Below are 14,944 nucleotides of genomic sequence, written 5' to 3'. Positions count from 1 at the left end.
GAGCCGGGGACGTCCGGCGGGAGGCCCGCCGTGACGGGCCGCGCCCCCGCACCCGGTACCGTGGGGCCAGGAGCGACGAGGAGGACGACACGATGGTCACGGTCCGCCCCGACGCACCGATCCGTCGCCTCAAGGGCGCCTCGGTCGCCGAGACCCGGAGCGCGATCGTGGACCTCATCCGCTCGAGTGGCACCATCAGCCGCACGGAGCTCGCGGAGCGGTCCGGACTGACGAACGCGACGATCTCGAAGATCGTCCGGACCCTGCTCGACGACGGCCTCGTGTCCGAGGTCGGGTACGCGGAGTCGACCGGCGGCAAACGCGCCGTCCTGCTCGAGCTGAACAGCACCGCCGGCTACGCGGTCGGGGTCGCCCTGGACACCGCGCAGGACGTGTACGTCCTCGTCGACCTCAGCGGTCGCCCGATCGACGCACGGAGCGTCGCGGGGACCGGGACCGAGTCACCCGAGGCCGTCGTGGCCCGCGTCGCCCGGGACGTCGCCGTCATGCTCGCCGACCACGGGATCGACCGCGACACCGTGATCGGGATCGGCGTCGCCGGCGAGGGACGGCTCGACCTGCCCGGTCGGGTGCTCCGGTCCACCGACTCGTGGAGCGAGTGGGACGACTTCGCGCTCGGGCACGCGCTCACCGCGGCGACCGACCTGCCGGTCACGGTCGACAACGACGCGAACTGCGCCGCCCTCGGCGAGTTCTGGTCGGGCCGCGTGCCGTCCACGCGCGACTTCGCCACCGTCTACATGGCGACGGGCATCGGGTGCGGGCTGCTCGTCGGTGGCGACGTCCACCGGGGCGCGTCGTCGAACGCCGGGGAGATCGGGCACATGTCCCTGCGGTGGGACGGGCCGCCCTGCTGGTGTGGGTCCCGCGGCTGCCTCGAGGTCCTCGCCGCGCCCGCCGCCGTCGTCGCACGAGCCCGCACCGACGCGGCCCTCGTCGCGCGGCTCGGCATCGACACCACCACGGACGGCGACGACGCCCGGGCGGTGACGGCCGACGTCCGCGCGACCTTCGCACGCGTCGCGGCCGCGGCCGTCCAGGGCGACACCGGCGCGCTCGCCCTCGTCGAGGAGTCCGCCGAGTACCTGGCGCGGGCGATCCTGAACCTCGTCAACCTGCTCGACCTCGACGAGGTCTACCTCGCGGGCCCGGGGTTCGCCACCGCCGGCGAGCGCTACCTGCGGGCGGTGCAGCGGGAGCTCCACGCGCACGCGGTGATGCGGGGCACGCATCCCGTGCACGTGGCGATGAGCGCCGTCGGCCGGGACGCCGCCGCGCTCGGCGCTGCCGCCGCCGTGCTCCACGCCCGGCTGACGCGGACCCGCGCCGGTCGCGGCTGACGCGGCGGCCCTGGCGGACCCGGCGGCCCCGGCGGACCCCGCGACTCCGGCGGACCCGGCGGCGTCGGTCAGTCGAGCCGCACGACCCGCAGGTCCCGCCACCGCACGACCGCGCCCGGCCCCCACCGCTCGTCCCCGAGCGCGGGGTCGTTGTCGTGCACCTCGAGTGCGATGTGCCCGGCGCGACCGAGCAGGGCGCGGACGGCGGCGCGGTCGAACCGGTCCGGTGGGAGCGCCCCGGTGTCGCACTCGGCGACGAGGAGCCCGTTGACCCAGGTCGTCAGCACCGGCCACTCCCCCACGCACCGGATCCGGAGCTCGTTCCAGTCGTCCCATCGCCACGCGGCGAGGAACGCCTCGGCGCTGGCGGCGTGCGTCAGCAGGGCCCGCTTCTCCGGCGTCACCGGCTCGCGACTCGTCACCGGGTCGTCCTCGGTCAGACCGACCGCCCGCCCGTCGGCGTCGCGGACGGCGTCGACGGCGAACCCGACGGCGTGGAAGCCGCCGATCCCGTTGCCGTAGAACCCGCCGATGGAGCCGGACGGCCGGTGGTCGACGAGCACCTGGTACCCCTGCGACCCGAGCGCCGAGGCTCGGAGCATGATCCCGGTGTCCGCGGGCCAGTCCGGTCGCACCAGCACCGTCAGGTCGACGTCACCGAACACCTCGTCGCTGACCAGGTAGCCGCCGAGTCCGCGGCGCTCCTGGCCGCCCACGACGGCACCGTCGACCACGGACCACGCACCACTCGTGGCGAGGGCGTCGCGGACCGCGGGTGACGCGGGGTCCGGTGCCGGGCCTCCCGGCCGTGCGGCCACGGGCGTGCGCGGGACGGCGTGCCAGCCGTCGAGCGTGACGCCGTCGAAGAGCGCGGTCGCGACGAACGACGGCGCGGATCGGCCGGGAGGGCCGGCGACGTCACGCACGCGACGTCACCCAGGGCTCGTTCGAGATCGTCACCGCCGTGCCGGTGCCAGCGGCCTCCTCGATGGCGAGCCCGACGTGGTGGTCGTGCAGGCCCTCGGCGAGCGGGTAGGGGCCCGGGGCCTCGTCGCGGGTCCATGCGCCGGTGCGCGTCAGCAGCTCGGCGACGGCGAGGTCGTCGTCCATGAGGCGTCCGCCCTCGTACAGGTTCCGCCACACCGGGCGCCCGTCGAGGCTGATGTGCGTCGTGTCGAGCCCCTCGTAGTCCATGCCGTGGCCGGTCTGCGCCCGCTCGAACCGCGACGTCACCGGGGTCGTGGCGTCGAGCATGCGCACGAGGGTCTCGTCGTGGAGCTCGCCCGTCGACCCGCGGACCGCCAGGTGGTCCGGACGCACCGGGTTCCACCACTGGTTGTCCGTGAAGTCGTAGAGCCCCGTGCGGCCGTCCCCGAGGTCGAGCGTCGACAGGATCGTCCGGGCCGGCTTCGGCTCCGTGTCGTGCGTCCAGCCGTCCGGCGTGATCGGGTCGACCAGGGGCGCGGTCGAGGTCACGGACCGCACGGTCACCGGCCCCGGGGCGACGTCGAGGAACCCGCGGATCATCGACACCGCGTGGTACAGGTGCGTCGAGCTGACGTGCACGGAGGTCGGGACACCGACCGCCCCGTCCCGCACCGCTGCCAGCCGAGCGGCGTGGAGGGGCATGAGCAGGTACTGCTCGGCGACCTGGACGAGGTCCGCCGCGCCGATGTCGGCCCAGAGCGACCGCATGCCGTCGAGGTCCGGCGCCGGCGGCGTCTCGGTGAGCACGGGGACCCCGCGTCCGACGAGCTCGCGGACGAGCCCGGGCGTCACCGGCCACGGGACGCTCGGCACGACGAACTCGGGACGCTCCGCGGCCAGGAGGTCGTCGAGCGTCCGCCAGGTCGGGACGCCCCACCGGCGCTCGAGTTCCGCCCCGGCCTCGGCTCGACGCGTCACCACACCGGTCACCCGGAACCGGTCGGGCAACAGCTGCGCCACCCGGAGGTAGACCTCGGTGCGCCACCCGTTGCCGACGAGCGCGTACCGGGTCGGTGCGACGGTCGGGAGGCGCTTGGTCGCGACCGCCGGGGTGCGCAGCGGTGGCTCAGCGGCGGCCGGGTCGGTGCGGTCCGTGTCGGTGGTGGTCATGCCTGGGCTCCTGACTGCTCGGTGGTGGTCGCGAGGGGACCGCCGAGCACGCCGGCCAGCCAACGGCCGCTCCGCTTGACGGTCCGCTGCTGGGTCGCGTAGTCGACGTGCACGATGCCGAAGCGGCGCGTGTACCCGAACGCCCACTCCCAGTTGTCGAGGAGGCTCCAGCAGAAGTACCCGCGGAGCGGGATCCCCTCGCGGACCGCGTCGGCGCACGCCGCGAGGTGCGCCTCGACGTACGCACGGCGCTCCTCGTCCTCGACGGCACCCGTCTCGTCGACCACGTCCTCGTAGGCCGCGCCGTTCTCGGTGACCGCGATCGGCAGCTCGGGCCGGAGCGTGTGGACCATGCGCAGGACGTCGACGAGGCCGTCCGGGTGGATCTCCCACCCCATCTGCGTGCGCGGTGCACCGGTGTCGACGGTCTCGACGAACTCGCTGCCCGGGTTCGCGCTCACCGCGCCGACGGCGCCACCGGCGTTGGTCGCCGCGCCGGTCCCGCCACCGGCCCGCACGGTGTGCCGGCTGTAGTAGTTGACGCCCACGAAGTCGACGTCCGCCGCGATCTCGGCGGCGTCGGACTCGGGGTTCGCCGCGAACCAGTCCTGCTCCCCGAGGTCACGGACGACGTCCTCCGGGTAGTGGCCGAGGAGCAGCGGCTCGAGGAACAGCCGGTTCTGGAGGCCGTCGATGCGTCGGGCGGCGTCGCGGTCGTCGGCCGAGTCGGTCGCCGACCGCACCGAGTAGAGGTTGAGCGTGACCCCGACCTGCGCGGTCGGCCGGGCGGCAGCACGGATGGCCGGGACGGCACGCCCGTGCCCGAGCATCAGGTGGTGGGCCGCGTGCGCGGCACGGGTCCCGAGCTGCTTGCCCGGCGCGTGCACACCCGACGCGTACCCGAGGAACGCCGAGCACCACGGCTCGTTCAGGGTGATCCAGTGGTCGACGAGGTCACCGAGGCCCGCGACGACGAGGCCCGCGTACTCCGCGAACCGGTCCGCCGTGTCCCGCTCGAGCCAGCCGCCCCGCGCCTCGAGCGCGCTCGGGAGGTCCCAGTGGTACAGCGTCGCCCACGGGGTGATGCCCCGCTCGAGCAATGACTCCGCGAGGCGGCGGTAGTGGTCGAGCCCCGCATGGTTCGCCGGCCCGGTGCCGTCCGCCTGGACGCGCGGCCACGCGACCGAGAACCGGTACGCGTCGACGCCGAGGTCCGCCATGATCGCGACGTCCTCGCGGTACCGGCGGAGGTGGTCGTCGGCCGGGTCGCCCGTCGAGCCGTCGGTGATCGCGCCGGGGACCCGGGCGAAGTCGTCCCAGATGCTCGGTCCGCGGCCGTCGACGTCGACCGACCCCTCGACCTGGTACGCGGCCGTGGCGGTGCCGATGACGAAGTCGTCGGGCAGATCGCTCCTGGTGAACGCCACGTCAGGCCTCCTTGTCCGGGGCGCACCAGTCGCTGCCCTCGTTCTCGGTCACGGCGATGAGGACCTCGTCGCGCTTCACCCCGGCACCCACCAGCTCGTCGACCACGCACCCGTACATGCGCTGCTTGTCCTCGGGACCGTAGATGCGGGCGAGCAGGATCTGCACGAAGAGGATGTCGTTGCGGTCCGCGTTCGGGAACGTCCGTGAGTACACGAGCTCCCCGGGCTCGTGGAGCCGGAAGACCTGGAACAGGTCGTCCTCGGGCATCGCGAGCCCGTCGACGAGTCCCTTGTGGATGGCGGCGCTGATGGCCTCGCGACGTGGTGCGAGGGCCGCGTGCATGTCGACGCGGACGAGGGGCATGGTCTCCTGCTTCCCGGGCCCGCGTCGGTGCGGGCCCATGTCGTGGTGCTCGGCGCCTCAGCGGGCGTCGAGCCAGTGCTCCGGAGCCGGCCGGAGGGCGGCGAGTTCCACCCACAGGTCGTCCGGGAGGTCCGTGGTCGCGGCGTCGACGGTCGTCGCGATCCGCTCGGGTCGACTGAACCCGACGATCGTGCTCGCGACCGCCGGCTCCCGCACGGACGCGGCGAGCGCCGCCGTCGCGAGGTCGGTCCCGTACCGGTCGCAGACGTCGGCCATCGCGGCGATGGCGGCGCGAGTGGCCGGAGGCGCGGGGCGGTAGCCGTAGTCGGTCCGGCCACTCCGCGGTGCGGCGAGGATCCCCCCGCCGAACACCGCCGCGTTGACGACCGCGACGTCGGTCTCGGCCGCCCGGGCCACGAGCGACTCGGCGCTGCGGTCGACGAGCGTCAGGCGGTTGTGCACGAGGAGGACCTCGAACACCCCGAGGTCGAGGTACCGCCGCATGACGTGGACGTCCCCGCCCGCGAGGCCGATGTGCTCGACGACGCCCTCGTCCCGGAGGGCGACGAGCGTGTCGACCGCGCCACCCGGTGCCGTCATCGCGTCGAGGTCGTGGAACTCGGGGTCGTGGAGGTGCACGAGCGGCAGCCGGTCGATGCCGAGCCGCTCCTGGCTCTCGCGGACGGACGCGCGGACGCGGGCGCCCGAGTAGTCGCCGTCCCGGGCGTCCACCTTCGTGACGACGAGCACGTCGTCCGGCAGGCCGCCGGCACGCGCGATGCCGAGGCCGATGCGCCGTTCGCTCGCGCCGCCCGAGTACCCGTTCGCGGTGTCGATCGTCCGGATCGGGCTGTGGAGGACCTGGTCGACGAGGGCGACCGCGTCGTCCTCCTCGACGGCATGGCCGAAGTTCTCCGGCATGCTGCCGAGGGGTGCCGCGCCGAGGGTGACCGCGGAGACGGTGAGCCCGGTCCTCCCGAGGGGCCGCATCCAGCCGCCCGCGGTCGCATCGAGGTCGGGATCGATCGTGGTACCGAGGTCGACCATCAGCTCTTCACCGCCCCGAGGGTCATGCCCGCGACGAACTGTCGCTGCATCCAGACGTACACGAGCACGACCGGCACGATCGACAGCGTCAGGCCGGCCGCGAGCGACGGCCAGTCGGTCTGGTACTGCCCGATGAGGCTGAACAGGACCGGCTGGAGCGGCAGTGCCCGCGTGTTCTGCAGCACCGTGTTCGCGATGAGGAACTCGTTCCACGTCGACAGGAACTGGAAGATGACGACCGTCGCGACCCCGGGTCGGGCCAACGGCAGGATCACCCGCCAGAACACCGTGAACTCGCCGGCACCGTCGATCCGCGCGGCCTGGACGAGTTCGTCGGGCAGGGTCTCGAAGAAGGCCCGCATGAGGAACATGGCGAACGGTGCCGAACTGCTGATGTAGAGCACGAGCAGGCCGAACTGGCTGTTGAGCAGCCCGATGTTCTTGAGTTGCAGGTAGAGCGGGATGATGAGCGCCGTCGACGGCATCATCAGGGTCGACAGGAGCGCGACGTAGAGGACGTTCTTGAACGGGAACCGGAGCTTGGCGAAGGCGTACCCGGTCATCGACGCGAACACGAGCACGCCCGCGACCGTCGCCGTGGTGATCCAGAGGCTGTTGAGGAAGTGCAGCCCGAAGTCCGTCGACGTCCACGCCGTGCCGTATGCCCGCGTCGTGAGCATCGTCGGGAAGAACGGTCCGTTGAACACGGTGTTCTCCGGGCGGAGCGACGTCGCCAGCAGCCACAGCAGCGGGAACACCGTCACCGCGCAGATCGCCACGAGGATGATCGCCGCGACCGACCGGGCGTACGGGACCCGTCGGTGCCGCGGCGCCTGGTCGAGGCGGCGGACGTCGGTCCGGGACACCGGTTGCTTGATGGCGGTCATCGGGCGGCCCTCCTCGCGAGCACGATCTGGACGAGCACGGCGACGCCGCACAGGAGCATGACGACGACGCTGAAGGCACTGCCGTAGCCGAGTTGCGGCACGGACCCACCGGTGGACCCGAACGCGAGGCTGTACAGGTAGGTGCCGAACACCTCGGACTGGTGGCTCGGACCACCGCCGGTCATGACGAAGATGATGTCGAACACCTTGAAGCCGTTCATCAGGTTCAGGCTGATCACGATCGCCGTCACGATCCGGAGGCCCGGGATCGTCACGAACCGGAACTGCTGGAACCGGGAGGCGCCGTCGACCTCGGCGGCCTCGTAGAGCGAGGGGTCGATGCCCTGGATGCCGGCGAAGAAGATGAGCATGTTCATGCCGATCGCCATCCAGAGTGACACCGCGATGATCGCCGGCAGCACGAGCGACGGGGTCGACAGCCAGTTCGCGGCGAGACTGCCGAGACCGAGCCCGCGGAGCGTCCGGTTGAGCGTGCCGATGTTCGGGTCGTAGATGAGCTTCCACAGCGCACCCGAGACGACGAACGACACCAGGCCGGGGACGAACAGGATCGTCCGGACCACGACGCTGAGGCCCTTCCACACGTTCGCGACGAGCACCGCGATCACGAGCGGGATCGCGGTCTGGAGGACCGTGGTCGCGATCGCGTAGAGCACGGTCACGACGAACGCGTGACGGGCGACCGGGTCGTTCGCCATGCGCGTGTAGTTGTCGAGCCCGATGAACTGCGGGATCCCGAAGCCGCTCCACCGCGTCAGCGACAGGTAGGCGGCGTAGAGGATCGGCCAGCCGACGAACGCCGCGAACAGCAGGACGGTCGGCGCGACGAAGGTGTACCCGGAGACCCACTCCCAGCGGCGGAGGCGAGCGGAGCCTCCCGCTCGTCCCCGGCCGCGGTTCCGGCCCGGGCCGCCGCCCCGACCCGTGCCGCGGGGACCGCGCCCACGCTGGCCCATCTCGTCCGACCGTCCCGCCCGCTCCGGCCGGAGCACATTGGTGACGGCCATGTCAGCCCTTCGCGTTGAGGACGGCGGCCTGCATCTGCTTGGCGACCTCGGCCGGCGAGGCGGTCTGGTCGAAGATCTTGCCGAGGGGGTCACCGGCCGCGCTCGATCCCGCGCCGAACGGGATGTGCGGGCAGCCGTCGGGGAGCCACGACGTCATGAGCTTGATGTGCGGGTCGCTCACGCGGTCCGCGGCGCTCTTGGTCGACGGCATGCTCAGCGAGTCGTTCATGAGCTGCGAGTACTGGGCCGGCTCGTACATGAACTTGAGGAACTCGATCGCGGCGTCCTTGGCCTTGCTCGTCGCGGACACCGCCCAACCGGCTCCGGCCTGGTCGGCGGTCCAGTGTCGGGCCCCGCTCTTGATCGCCGGGGTCCGCATGATCTTGTACTTGTCGAGGAACGCCTTGGGGGCGTCCTGCGCGAGTGACTGCGGGATCCAGGACCCGGCGAACAGCATGGCCGCACCCCCCGTGTAGAACAGCTGGGTCGCCTGGTCGCCCGACGTGCCCGTCGTGCCCTTCTGGAACACGCCCGCCTTGACGATCCGGTCGTTGAGCTGGAGCGCCTCGAGCACGGGCTTGTTCGTGTACGCGTAGCCCTTCTCGAGCTGGTCGAGCTTGAGGTAGTACGTCGGGTCGTCGGTCACCTGGGTGATGAGCGGGAGGAAGAAGTCGAGCGCGCTCGTCGTCGGGTTCGCGCTGAACGCGACGGTGGACTTGCCCGTGGCGTCGATCTTCGCGGCGGCGGCGATGAGGTCGTCCCAGGTCTCCGGCTCCCCGTCCACACCCGCGGCGCTCAGCATGTCCGGGTCGTAGAACAGGCCGAACGTCTGCGCCATGAACCCGAGCGCGTACTGCTTGCCGTTCTTCGTGTACTCCTGGTTGTTCGACGAGAAGAAGTCCTTGAAGAAGCCGGACCCGAGCTCCTTGCGCAGGTCCGCCGAGATCCCCTGTTCGCCGTAGGTGATGGCGCGGACGTGCGGGGCGAAGATCTCGGGCACGTCACCACCCGAGACGGCCGCGGTGAGCGCCGGGAGGTACTGGTCCGGCGTCCCGAAGATCCGGTTCTGGATCTTGATGTTCGGGTGCTTCTTCTCGAACGCGGCGATCACCTTGGGGAACACGTCCCGCTGGCCCGTGTACCAGCTCCACATGCGGACGGTCGTCGTGCCGCTCGACGAGGCGGAGGACCCCGAGGAGCAGGCCGCCAGCAGTTCTGCGAGGGCGACGCTCGCGACGCCGGCGCCGCCGTAGCGGAACAGGGTGCGCCTGCTGATGCCCCGGCCGATCGCCTCAGCAGCGGCGCGCGTGTCGGTGTCGTGCATGGTCTCTCCTTTGAGATAGCCGAACCGCTCCCGCTGCTCTGCGGGAGCCCGTGCGGACTTTCTATCCCAAAGTAACGAAGTCTGTCAACGGATTCGGACGACGACGAGGGCGGGGTCCGTCGGACCCCGCCCTCGTGCTGCCGCGGCTCGTGCCGCTGGCTCGTGCCGCCGCGCCTACGCCTCGATGACCACCGGCACGATCATCGGTCGCCGCCGGTGCTTCGTGTTCACCCAGCGCCCCACCGTGCGACGGACGGCCTGCGTGAACGCGTGCTGGTCACCCGCGCCGTTCGCCGCCGTGTCGGCGAGCGCCCGGACGATCTGCGGCCGGACCTCGTCGAACACGGAGTCGTCCTCGGCGAACCCGCGCGACTGGATCTCCGGGCCGACGATGCACTGGCCGGTGGTGAAGTCGACGGCGCAGAAGATCGAGATGAAGCCCTCTTCCGCCAGCACACGCCGGTCCTTGAGGTCCGCGTCGGTGATCTCGCCGACGGTCGACCCGTCCACGTAGACGTAGCCGAGGTCGAGTTGCCCGGCCACGCGGACCACGCCGTCCTTGAGGTCGACGACGGTGCCGTCCTCGCCGAGGATCACGTTGCGCGGCGGGACCCCCGTCTGGATCGCCAGGTCGGCGCTCGCGTACAGGTGGCGGTGCTCACCGTGCACGGGCATGACGTTCCGCGGCCGCAGGATGTTGTAGCAGTACAGGAGCTCGCCCGCGGAGGCGTGGCCCGACACGTGCACCTTCGCGTTGCCCTTGTGGACGACCTTGGCGCCGAGCTTCGTCAGCCCGTCGATCACCCGGTAGACGGCGTTCTCGTTGCCGGGGATGAGGCTCGACGCGAGGATGACGGTGTCTCCCTCGCCGATCTCGATCTGGTGCTCGAGGTTCGCCATGCGCGCGAGCACGGCCATCGGCTCGCCCTGGGACCCCGTCGACATGTAGACGATGCGGTCGTCCGGCAGGTCCTTGGCCTTCTTGGCGTCGATGAGGACGTCGTCCGGCACCCGGAGGTACCCGAGCTCGGCCGCGATCGTCATGTTCCGGACCATCGACCGGCCCATGAACGCCACCCGGCGGTTGTTCGCCGCGGCGGCGTCGAGCACCTGCTGCACGCGGTGGACGTGGCTCGAGAAGCTCGCCACGACGACGCGGCGGCGCGCACGGGCGATGACGCTCTCGAGCACCGGCCCGATGTCACGCTCGGGCGCGGTGAACCCCGGGACGTCCGCGTTCGTGGAGTCCGGCAGGAACAGATCGACCCCGGCTTCGCCGAGTCGGGCGAACGCGCGCAGGTCCGTGATGCGGTCGTCGAGCGGGAGCTGGTCCATCTTGAAGTCCCCGGTGTGGAGCACACGGCCCGCCGGAGTGGTGATGGCGACGGCGAGCGCGTCCGGGATGGAGTGGTTCACGGCCACGAACTCGAGGTGGAACGGGCCGAGCTGCTCGACCTGGTCCTCGCGCACCGTCAGCGTGTACGGCTTGATCCGGTGCTCCTTGAGCTTCGCCTCGACGAGCGCGAGCGTCAGGGTGGACCCGATGAGCGGGATGTCCTGCCGGAGCTTGAGCAGGTACGGCACGGCGCCGATGTGGTCCTCGTGCCCGTGCGTCAGGACCACGCCGAGGACGTCGTCGAGACGATCGCGGATCGGGGTGAAGTCCGGCAGGATCAAGTCCACGCCGGGCTGGTGCTCCTCGGGGAACAGCACGCCGGCGTCGACGACGAGCAGCTTGCCGTCGAACTCGTACACGGTCATGTTGCGGCCGATCTCGCCGAGTCCCCCGACGGGGATCACGCGGAGGGTGCCGGGTTCGAGCGGCTGCGGCTCGGAGGTCTTCGTGGGCATCTGGTCCTGACGGGTGTGGGCGGCGCACCGGGTGCGCCGCGGGTGGTCAACGGGTGGTGCCTGGCACCTTGGGCAGCGCGCCGCCGGCCGCCGCGTTGCGGTCCGGGCGGAAGTTGGAGAAGTCGGCGCCGGGGATGTCGCGCACGAACTCGAGTTCGGCCTCGATGACGGCGGCCTCGGACTCCTCCGGGCCGACGAGCGGCAGGCGCACCCGCGGGCTCGCGATCCGGCCGAGGCCGTGCAGGATGTACTTCGCCGCGACGGTGCCGGGCACGTGCGTCATGACGGCGCGGACCAGGGGCTCGAGCCGCTGGTGCTCGGCCGTCGCCGCCGCGAGGTCGCCCCGGTTCACCGCGTCGACGATCGTGCGGTACGGTGCCGCCGCGATGTTCGCCGTCACGCCGATCAGACCGGTCGCCCCGATCGCCAGGTGCGGCAGCACGTTGGCGTCGTCGCCCGAGAAGTACATGAGGTCGGTGTTGTTGAGCACCCGGCTGACCTCGCTGAAGGAGCCCTTGGCGTCCTTCACCGCGACGATGTTCGGGTGCTTCGAGGCACGGACGATCGTGTCGTACATGATCGGGACGCCGGTCCGGCCCGGGATGTCGTAGAGGATCACCGGCAGGTCGGTGGCGTCCGCGATCATCCGGAAATGCGTCAGGACGCCGGCCTGGGTCGGCTTGTTGTAGTAGGGCGTGACGATCATGACGCCGTCCGCGCCGGCGCGCTCGCTCTGCTTGTACAGCTGCATCGCGTGCGCGGTCTCGTTCGAGCCACCACCCGTGATGATCTTCGCGCGGCCCGCCGCGACCGACTTGCCGACCTCGACGAGCCGGAGCTTCTCGGGGTCCGTGAGCGTCGAGGTCTCGCCCGTGGTGCCGGTCACGACGATGCCGTCGGCACCCGCCGTGATGCAGTCGTCGATGTGCCGTTCGACGCCCGGCCAGTCCACCTCGCCGTCGGCGGTGAACGGCGTCACGAGCGCGACGAGGACCTGACCGAGGGGATTCTCACGCGAGGACACGCGAACCAGCGTACCGGCAGCGCTCATCCACCGGGACCAGCGGTCGGGAGGCCCGGACCGGCTCAGGCACGACGGCGCGACTCGACGAAGCGGTAGCGCAGACCCGTCCGCGACGTCAGCCACTCCGTCGCCGAGGGCGTGGCGGCGACCGTGTGCCAATCGGGTCCGAGCTCGGGTGCCGTGGTGTCCCCGTCGACGTCGAGGTCGATCACGGTCTCGAGGACGCGGTCCGCTCGCGACAGCGCCGCCTCGTACACCTGCGCGCCGCCGATCACCCACGTGGGCCCGTCCGCGGCCACCGTGAGGGCGGTGTCGACGTCGTGGACGACCTCGGCGCCGTCCGCCGACCACGACCGGTCGCGGGTCAGCACGACGTTGCGGCGCCCGGGCAGTGGCCGGAACCGCGGCGGGAGCGAGTCCCACGTGCGCCGTCCCATGACCACGGTCGCCCCGTTCGTCACCCGGCGGAACTCGGCCTGGTCCTCCGGGAGGCGCCAGGGGATGTCCCCGTCGGCACCGATCACACCGTCGCGCGAGCGCGCCCAGATGAGGCCGACCTCGCCCCGGGGCATCAGACGGCGACCGCGCCGCGGATCGTCGGGTGGTGCGCGTAGTCGACGAGCTCGAAGTCCTCGTACTCGTAGGCGTCGATGCCGTCGCGCGGGGCGATCCGGAGCTGCGGCGGCGCGTACGCGGTCCGCGCGAGCTGCTCGCGTACCTGCTCGACGTGGTTGTCGTAGATGTGGCAGTCGCCGCCGGTCCACACGAAGTCGCCGACCTCGAGCCCGGCCTGCGCGGCCACCATGTGCGTCAGGAGCGCGTAGCTGGCGATGTTGAACGGGACACCGAGGAACATGTCGGCGCTCCGCTGGTACAGCTGGCACGAGAGCTTGCCGTCGACGACGTGGAACTGGAAGAACGCGTGGCACGGCGCGAGGGCCATCGACGGGATGTCGGCGACGTTCCACGCCGACACGATGAGCCGACGCGAATCCGGGTTCGTCCGGATCTGCTCGATGACCTCGGCGATCTGGTCGACGTGGTCGCCCGAAGGCGTGGGCCACGAGCGCCACTGCACGCCGTACACGGGACCGAGCTCGCCGTCCGCGTCGGCCCACTCGTTCCAGATCCGCACACCGTGCTCCTGCAACCACCGCACGTTCGACTCGCCGCGGAGGAACCACAGCAGCTCGTACGCGACGGACTTGAAGTGGACGCGCTTGGTCGTGACCAGGGGGAACCCCTGCGCGAGGTCGAACCGCAGCTGCGCGCCGAACAGGCTCCGCGTGCCGGTGCCGGTGCGATCGCCCTTCGGCACGCCCTCGTCCAGCACCTTCCGGAGCAGGTCCTCGTACGGGGTGGCGACGGACGGGTCGGGCTGCTTGACGGAGGTCGGCGACGCGGTGTCGGTCATGGCTCCGAGCCTACGGGCGACCACCGTCCTCCGCGAGCGGCGGCAGGGCGACCGGCGGTAGGGCGAGCCAACGGCGGCAGGGCGACCGGCGGTAGGCCGAGCGATCGGCGGCAGGGCGACCGGCGGGCGGGCGTGACCCGATCCGGCGGGGGCGCGTCGGCCCTCCCGGTCGTGCGTCGGTCGTCGTCGGTACGGTGGGGCGGTCGAAGGAGGACCCATGGCGGACGCCCCGCTCTCCGTGCTCGTGGCCGGCGCGTCCGGCTTCATCGGCACGCCGCTCGTGGCCGCCCTGCGCGCCGCGGGGCACCACGTGACGACGCTCGTGCGTCGCGAGCCGACGTCGCCGTACGAGTTCCGGTGGCAGCCCGGCGTCGCCGACCTCGACCCCGCGGTCGTCGACGGTGCCGACGTCGTGGTGAACCTGGCGGGCGCGAGCATCGCCCGGCTGCCGTGGACAGCCGCGCGACGACGCGCCGTCCGGTCCTCGCGCCTCGACGCGACCCGGACCCTCGTCACCGCGATGCAGCGCGCGGCGACGCCGCCCCACGCGTTCCTCAGCGGCTCCGCGTCCGGGTACTACGGCGACCGCCCCGCCGACCGGCTCATCGAGTCCGCCGACCCCGGCGCGGGGTTCCTCGCCGAGGTCTGCACCGCGTGGGAGGCCGCGGCCTCCGAGGCGCCCTCCACGACCCGGACGGTCCTGCTCCGCACCGGGCTCGTGCTCGGGCCGGACGGCGGCGCGCTCGCCCCCGTGCTGCCCCTCACCCGACTCGGACTCGGATCGCGGCTCGGCACCGGCGGCCAGTACTGGCCCTGGATCTCGCTCGAGGACGAGGTCGCCGCGATCGTGCACCTCTGCTCGTCCGAGGTCGCCGGGCCGGTGAACCTCGCCGGCCCCACACCGGCGCTCGCCGACCACGTCCTCCGGCGCGTCGCGCAGGACCTGCACCGACCGTACGCGCTCACGGTGCCCGAGACGGTCCTGCGCCTGGCGCTCCGCGACGCCGCGGACGAACTCCTGCTCGCGAGCCAGCTGCTCGTCCCGGCGGTGCTCCAGGCCGACGGCTACACGTTCCGGCACGAGACGGTGGAGCAGGCGGTCGACGCGCTGCTCGGCTGA

The 14,944-nt window shown here is 72.0% G+C and carries 14 protein-coding genes; 2 read left to right on the top strand and 12 right to left on the bottom strand.

Going from position 1 to position 14,944, the window contains the following annotated elements; translation table 11 throughout:
- Positions 1–92: 92 nt before the first annotated feature.
- Positions 93–1,361 (top strand): ROK family transcriptional regulator, encoded by a 1,269-nt coding sequence (locus DEI86_RS11710; protein ID WP_111011114.1) that lies wholly within the window; start codon positions 93–95, stop codon positions 1,359–1,361.
- A gap of 68 nt (positions 1,362–1,429) precedes the next feature.
- Here the strand turns inward: DEI86_RS11710 and DEI86_RS11705 are convergent, their stop codons facing one another.
- From DEI86_RS11705 to DEI86_RS11650, 12 genes are all read right to left on the bottom strand, one after another.
- Positions 1,430–2,287, bottom strand: a complete 858-nt coding sequence (locus DEI86_RS11705; protein ID WP_111049619.1) for a DUF1080 domain-containing protein — start codon at positions 2,285–2,287, stop codon at positions 1,430–1,432.
- The gene (locus tag DEI86_RS11700) at positions 2,280–3,458 is read right to left on the bottom strand and encodes a Gfo/Idh/MocA family protein (RefSeq protein WP_111049618.1); all 1,179 of its coding nucleotides are present in this window, start codon (positions 3,456–3,458) and stop codon (positions 2,280–2,282) included. Before DEI86_RS11700 ends, DEI86_RS11705 begins: the two co-directional genes overlap by 8 nt.
- Positions 3,455–4,885 (bottom strand): GH1 family beta-glucosidase, encoded by a 1,431-nt coding sequence (locus tag DEI86_RS11695; protein WP_111049617.1) that lies wholly within the window; start codon positions 4,883–4,885, stop codon positions 3,455–3,457. Before DEI86_RS11695 ends, DEI86_RS11700 begins: the two co-directional genes overlap by 4 nt.
- Before the next feature lies 1 nt (position 4,886).
- A complete protein-coding gene (locus DEI86_RS11690; protein ID WP_111011143.1) occupies positions 4,887–5,249 on the bottom strand; it encodes a tautomerase family protein in 363 nt (120 codons plus the stop codon).
- Between the two features lie 57 nt (positions 5,250–5,306).
- The gene (locus DEI86_RS11685; protein ID WP_181439768.1) at positions 5,307–6,296 is read right to left on the bottom strand and encodes an aldo/keto reductase; all 990 of its coding nucleotides are present in this window, start codon (positions 6,294–6,296) and stop codon (positions 5,307–5,309) included.
- Positions 6,296–7,183 (bottom strand): carbohydrate ABC transporter permease, encoded by an 888-nt coding sequence (locus tag DEI86_RS11680; RefSeq protein ID WP_111011110.1) that lies wholly within the window; start codon positions 7,181–7,183, stop codon positions 6,296–6,298. Before DEI86_RS11680 ends, DEI86_RS11685 begins: the two co-directional genes overlap by 1 nt.
- A complete protein-coding gene (locus DEI86_RS11675) occupies positions 7,180–8,211 on the bottom strand; it encodes a carbohydrate ABC transporter permease (protein WP_111049616.1) in 1,032 nt (343 codons plus the stop codon). Before DEI86_RS11675 ends, DEI86_RS11680 begins: the two co-directional genes overlap by 4 nt.
- Position 8,212: 1 nt before the next feature.
- The gene (locus tag DEI86_RS11670) at positions 8,213–9,535 is read right to left on the bottom strand and encodes an ABC transporter substrate-binding protein (RefSeq protein WP_111026891.1); all 1,323 of its coding nucleotides are present in this window, start codon (positions 9,533–9,535) and stop codon (positions 8,213–8,215) included.
- 174 nt (positions 9,536–9,709) lie between these two features.
- A complete protein-coding gene (locus DEI86_RS11665; RefSeq protein ID WP_111011107.1) occupies positions 9,710–11,386 on the bottom strand; it encodes a ribonuclease J in 1,677 nt (558 codons plus the stop codon).
- A gap of 46 nt (positions 11,387–11,432) precedes the next feature.
- The gene (dapA, locus tag DEI86_RS11660; protein WP_375334776.1) at positions 11,433–12,437 is read right to left on the bottom strand and encodes a 4-hydroxy-tetrahydrodipicolinate synthase; all 1,005 of its coding nucleotides are present in this window, start codon (positions 12,435–12,437) and stop codon (positions 11,433–11,435) included.
- Between the two features lie 35 nt (positions 12,438–12,472).
- Positions 12,473–12,982: a dihydrofolate reductase gene (locus DEI86_RS11655; protein ID WP_111049615.1), complete on the bottom strand. Its 510-nt coding sequence runs from the start codon at positions 12,980–12,982 to the stop codon at positions 12,473–12,475.
- Entirely contained in the window at positions 12,982–13,824 is an 843-nt protein-coding gene (locus DEI86_RS11650) for a thymidylate synthase (RefSeq protein WP_111026892.1), read from the bottom strand. The genes DEI86_RS11655 and DEI86_RS11650 overlap by 1 nt, the downstream gene beginning before the upstream one ends.
- 217 nt (positions 13,825–14,041) lie before the next feature.
- On the opposite strand from DEI86_RS11650, the gene DEI86_RS11645 reads away from it, so the two are divergent.
- Complete coding sequence (locus DEI86_RS11645; RefSeq protein ID WP_111011103.1) at positions 14,042–14,944, top strand: TIGR01777 family oxidoreductase; 903 nt, start codon at positions 14,042–14,044, stop codon at positions 14,942–14,944.

The sequence above is a fragment of the Curtobacterium sp. MCBD17_028 genome, assembly GCF_003234875.1.
In the GTDB taxonomy this organism is placed as follows: domain Bacteria; phylum Actinomycetota; class Actinomycetes; order Actinomycetales; family Microbacteriaceae; genus Curtobacterium.
This window is presented reverse-complemented; position numbering and strand designations above follow the sequence as displayed.

Excerpts from the sequence above, each read along its gene's own strand:
- DEI86_RS11710 (WP_111011114.1), top strand. The coding sequence starts at position 93 with ATGGTCACGGTCCGCCCCGACGCACCGATCCGTCGCCTCAAGGGCGCC.
- DEI86_RS11700 (WP_111049618.1), bottom strand. The coding sequence starts at position 3,458 with ATGACCACCACCGACACGGACCGCACCGACCCGGCCGCCGCTGAGCCA.
- DEI86_RS11690 (WP_111011143.1), bottom strand. The coding sequence starts at position 5,249 with ATGCCCCTCGTCCGCGTCGACATGCACGCGGCCCTCGCACCACGTCGC.
- DEI86_RS11685 (WP_181439768.1), bottom strand. The coding sequence starts at position 6,296 with ATGGTCGACCTCGGTACCACGATCGATCCCGACCTCGATGCGACCGCG.
- DEI86_RS11680 (WP_111011110.1), bottom strand. The coding sequence starts at position 7,183 with ATGACCGCCATCAAGCAACCGGTGTCCCGGACCGACGTCCGCCGCCTC.
- DEI86_RS11675 (WP_111049616.1), bottom strand. The coding sequence starts at position 8,211 with ATGGCCGTCACCAATGTGCTCCGGCCGGAGCGGGCGGGACGGTCGGAC.
- DEI86_RS11670 (WP_111026891.1), bottom strand. The coding sequence starts at position 9,535 with ATGCACGACACCGACACGCGCGCCGCTGCTGAGGCGATCGGCCGGGGC.
- DEI86_RS11665 (WP_111011107.1), bottom strand. The coding sequence starts at position 11,386 with ATGCCCACGAAGACCTCCGAGCCGCAGCCGCTCGAACCCGGCACCCTC.
- dapA (WP_375334776.1), bottom strand. The coding sequence starts at position 12,437 with ATGAGCGCTGCCGGTACGCTGGTTCGCGTGTCCTCGCGTGAGAATCCC.
- DEI86_RS11655 (WP_111049615.1), bottom strand. The coding sequence starts at position 12,982 with ATGCCCCGGGGCGAGGTCGGCCTCATCTGGGCGCGCTCGCGCGACGGT.
- DEI86_RS11650 (WP_111026892.1), bottom strand. The coding sequence starts at position 13,824 with ATGACCGACACCGCGTCGCCGACCTCCGTCAAGCAGCCCGACCCGTCC.
- DEI86_RS11645 (WP_111011103.1), top strand. The coding sequence starts at position 14,042 with ATGGCGGACGCCCCGCTCTCCGTGCTCGTGGCCGGCGCGTCCGGCTTC.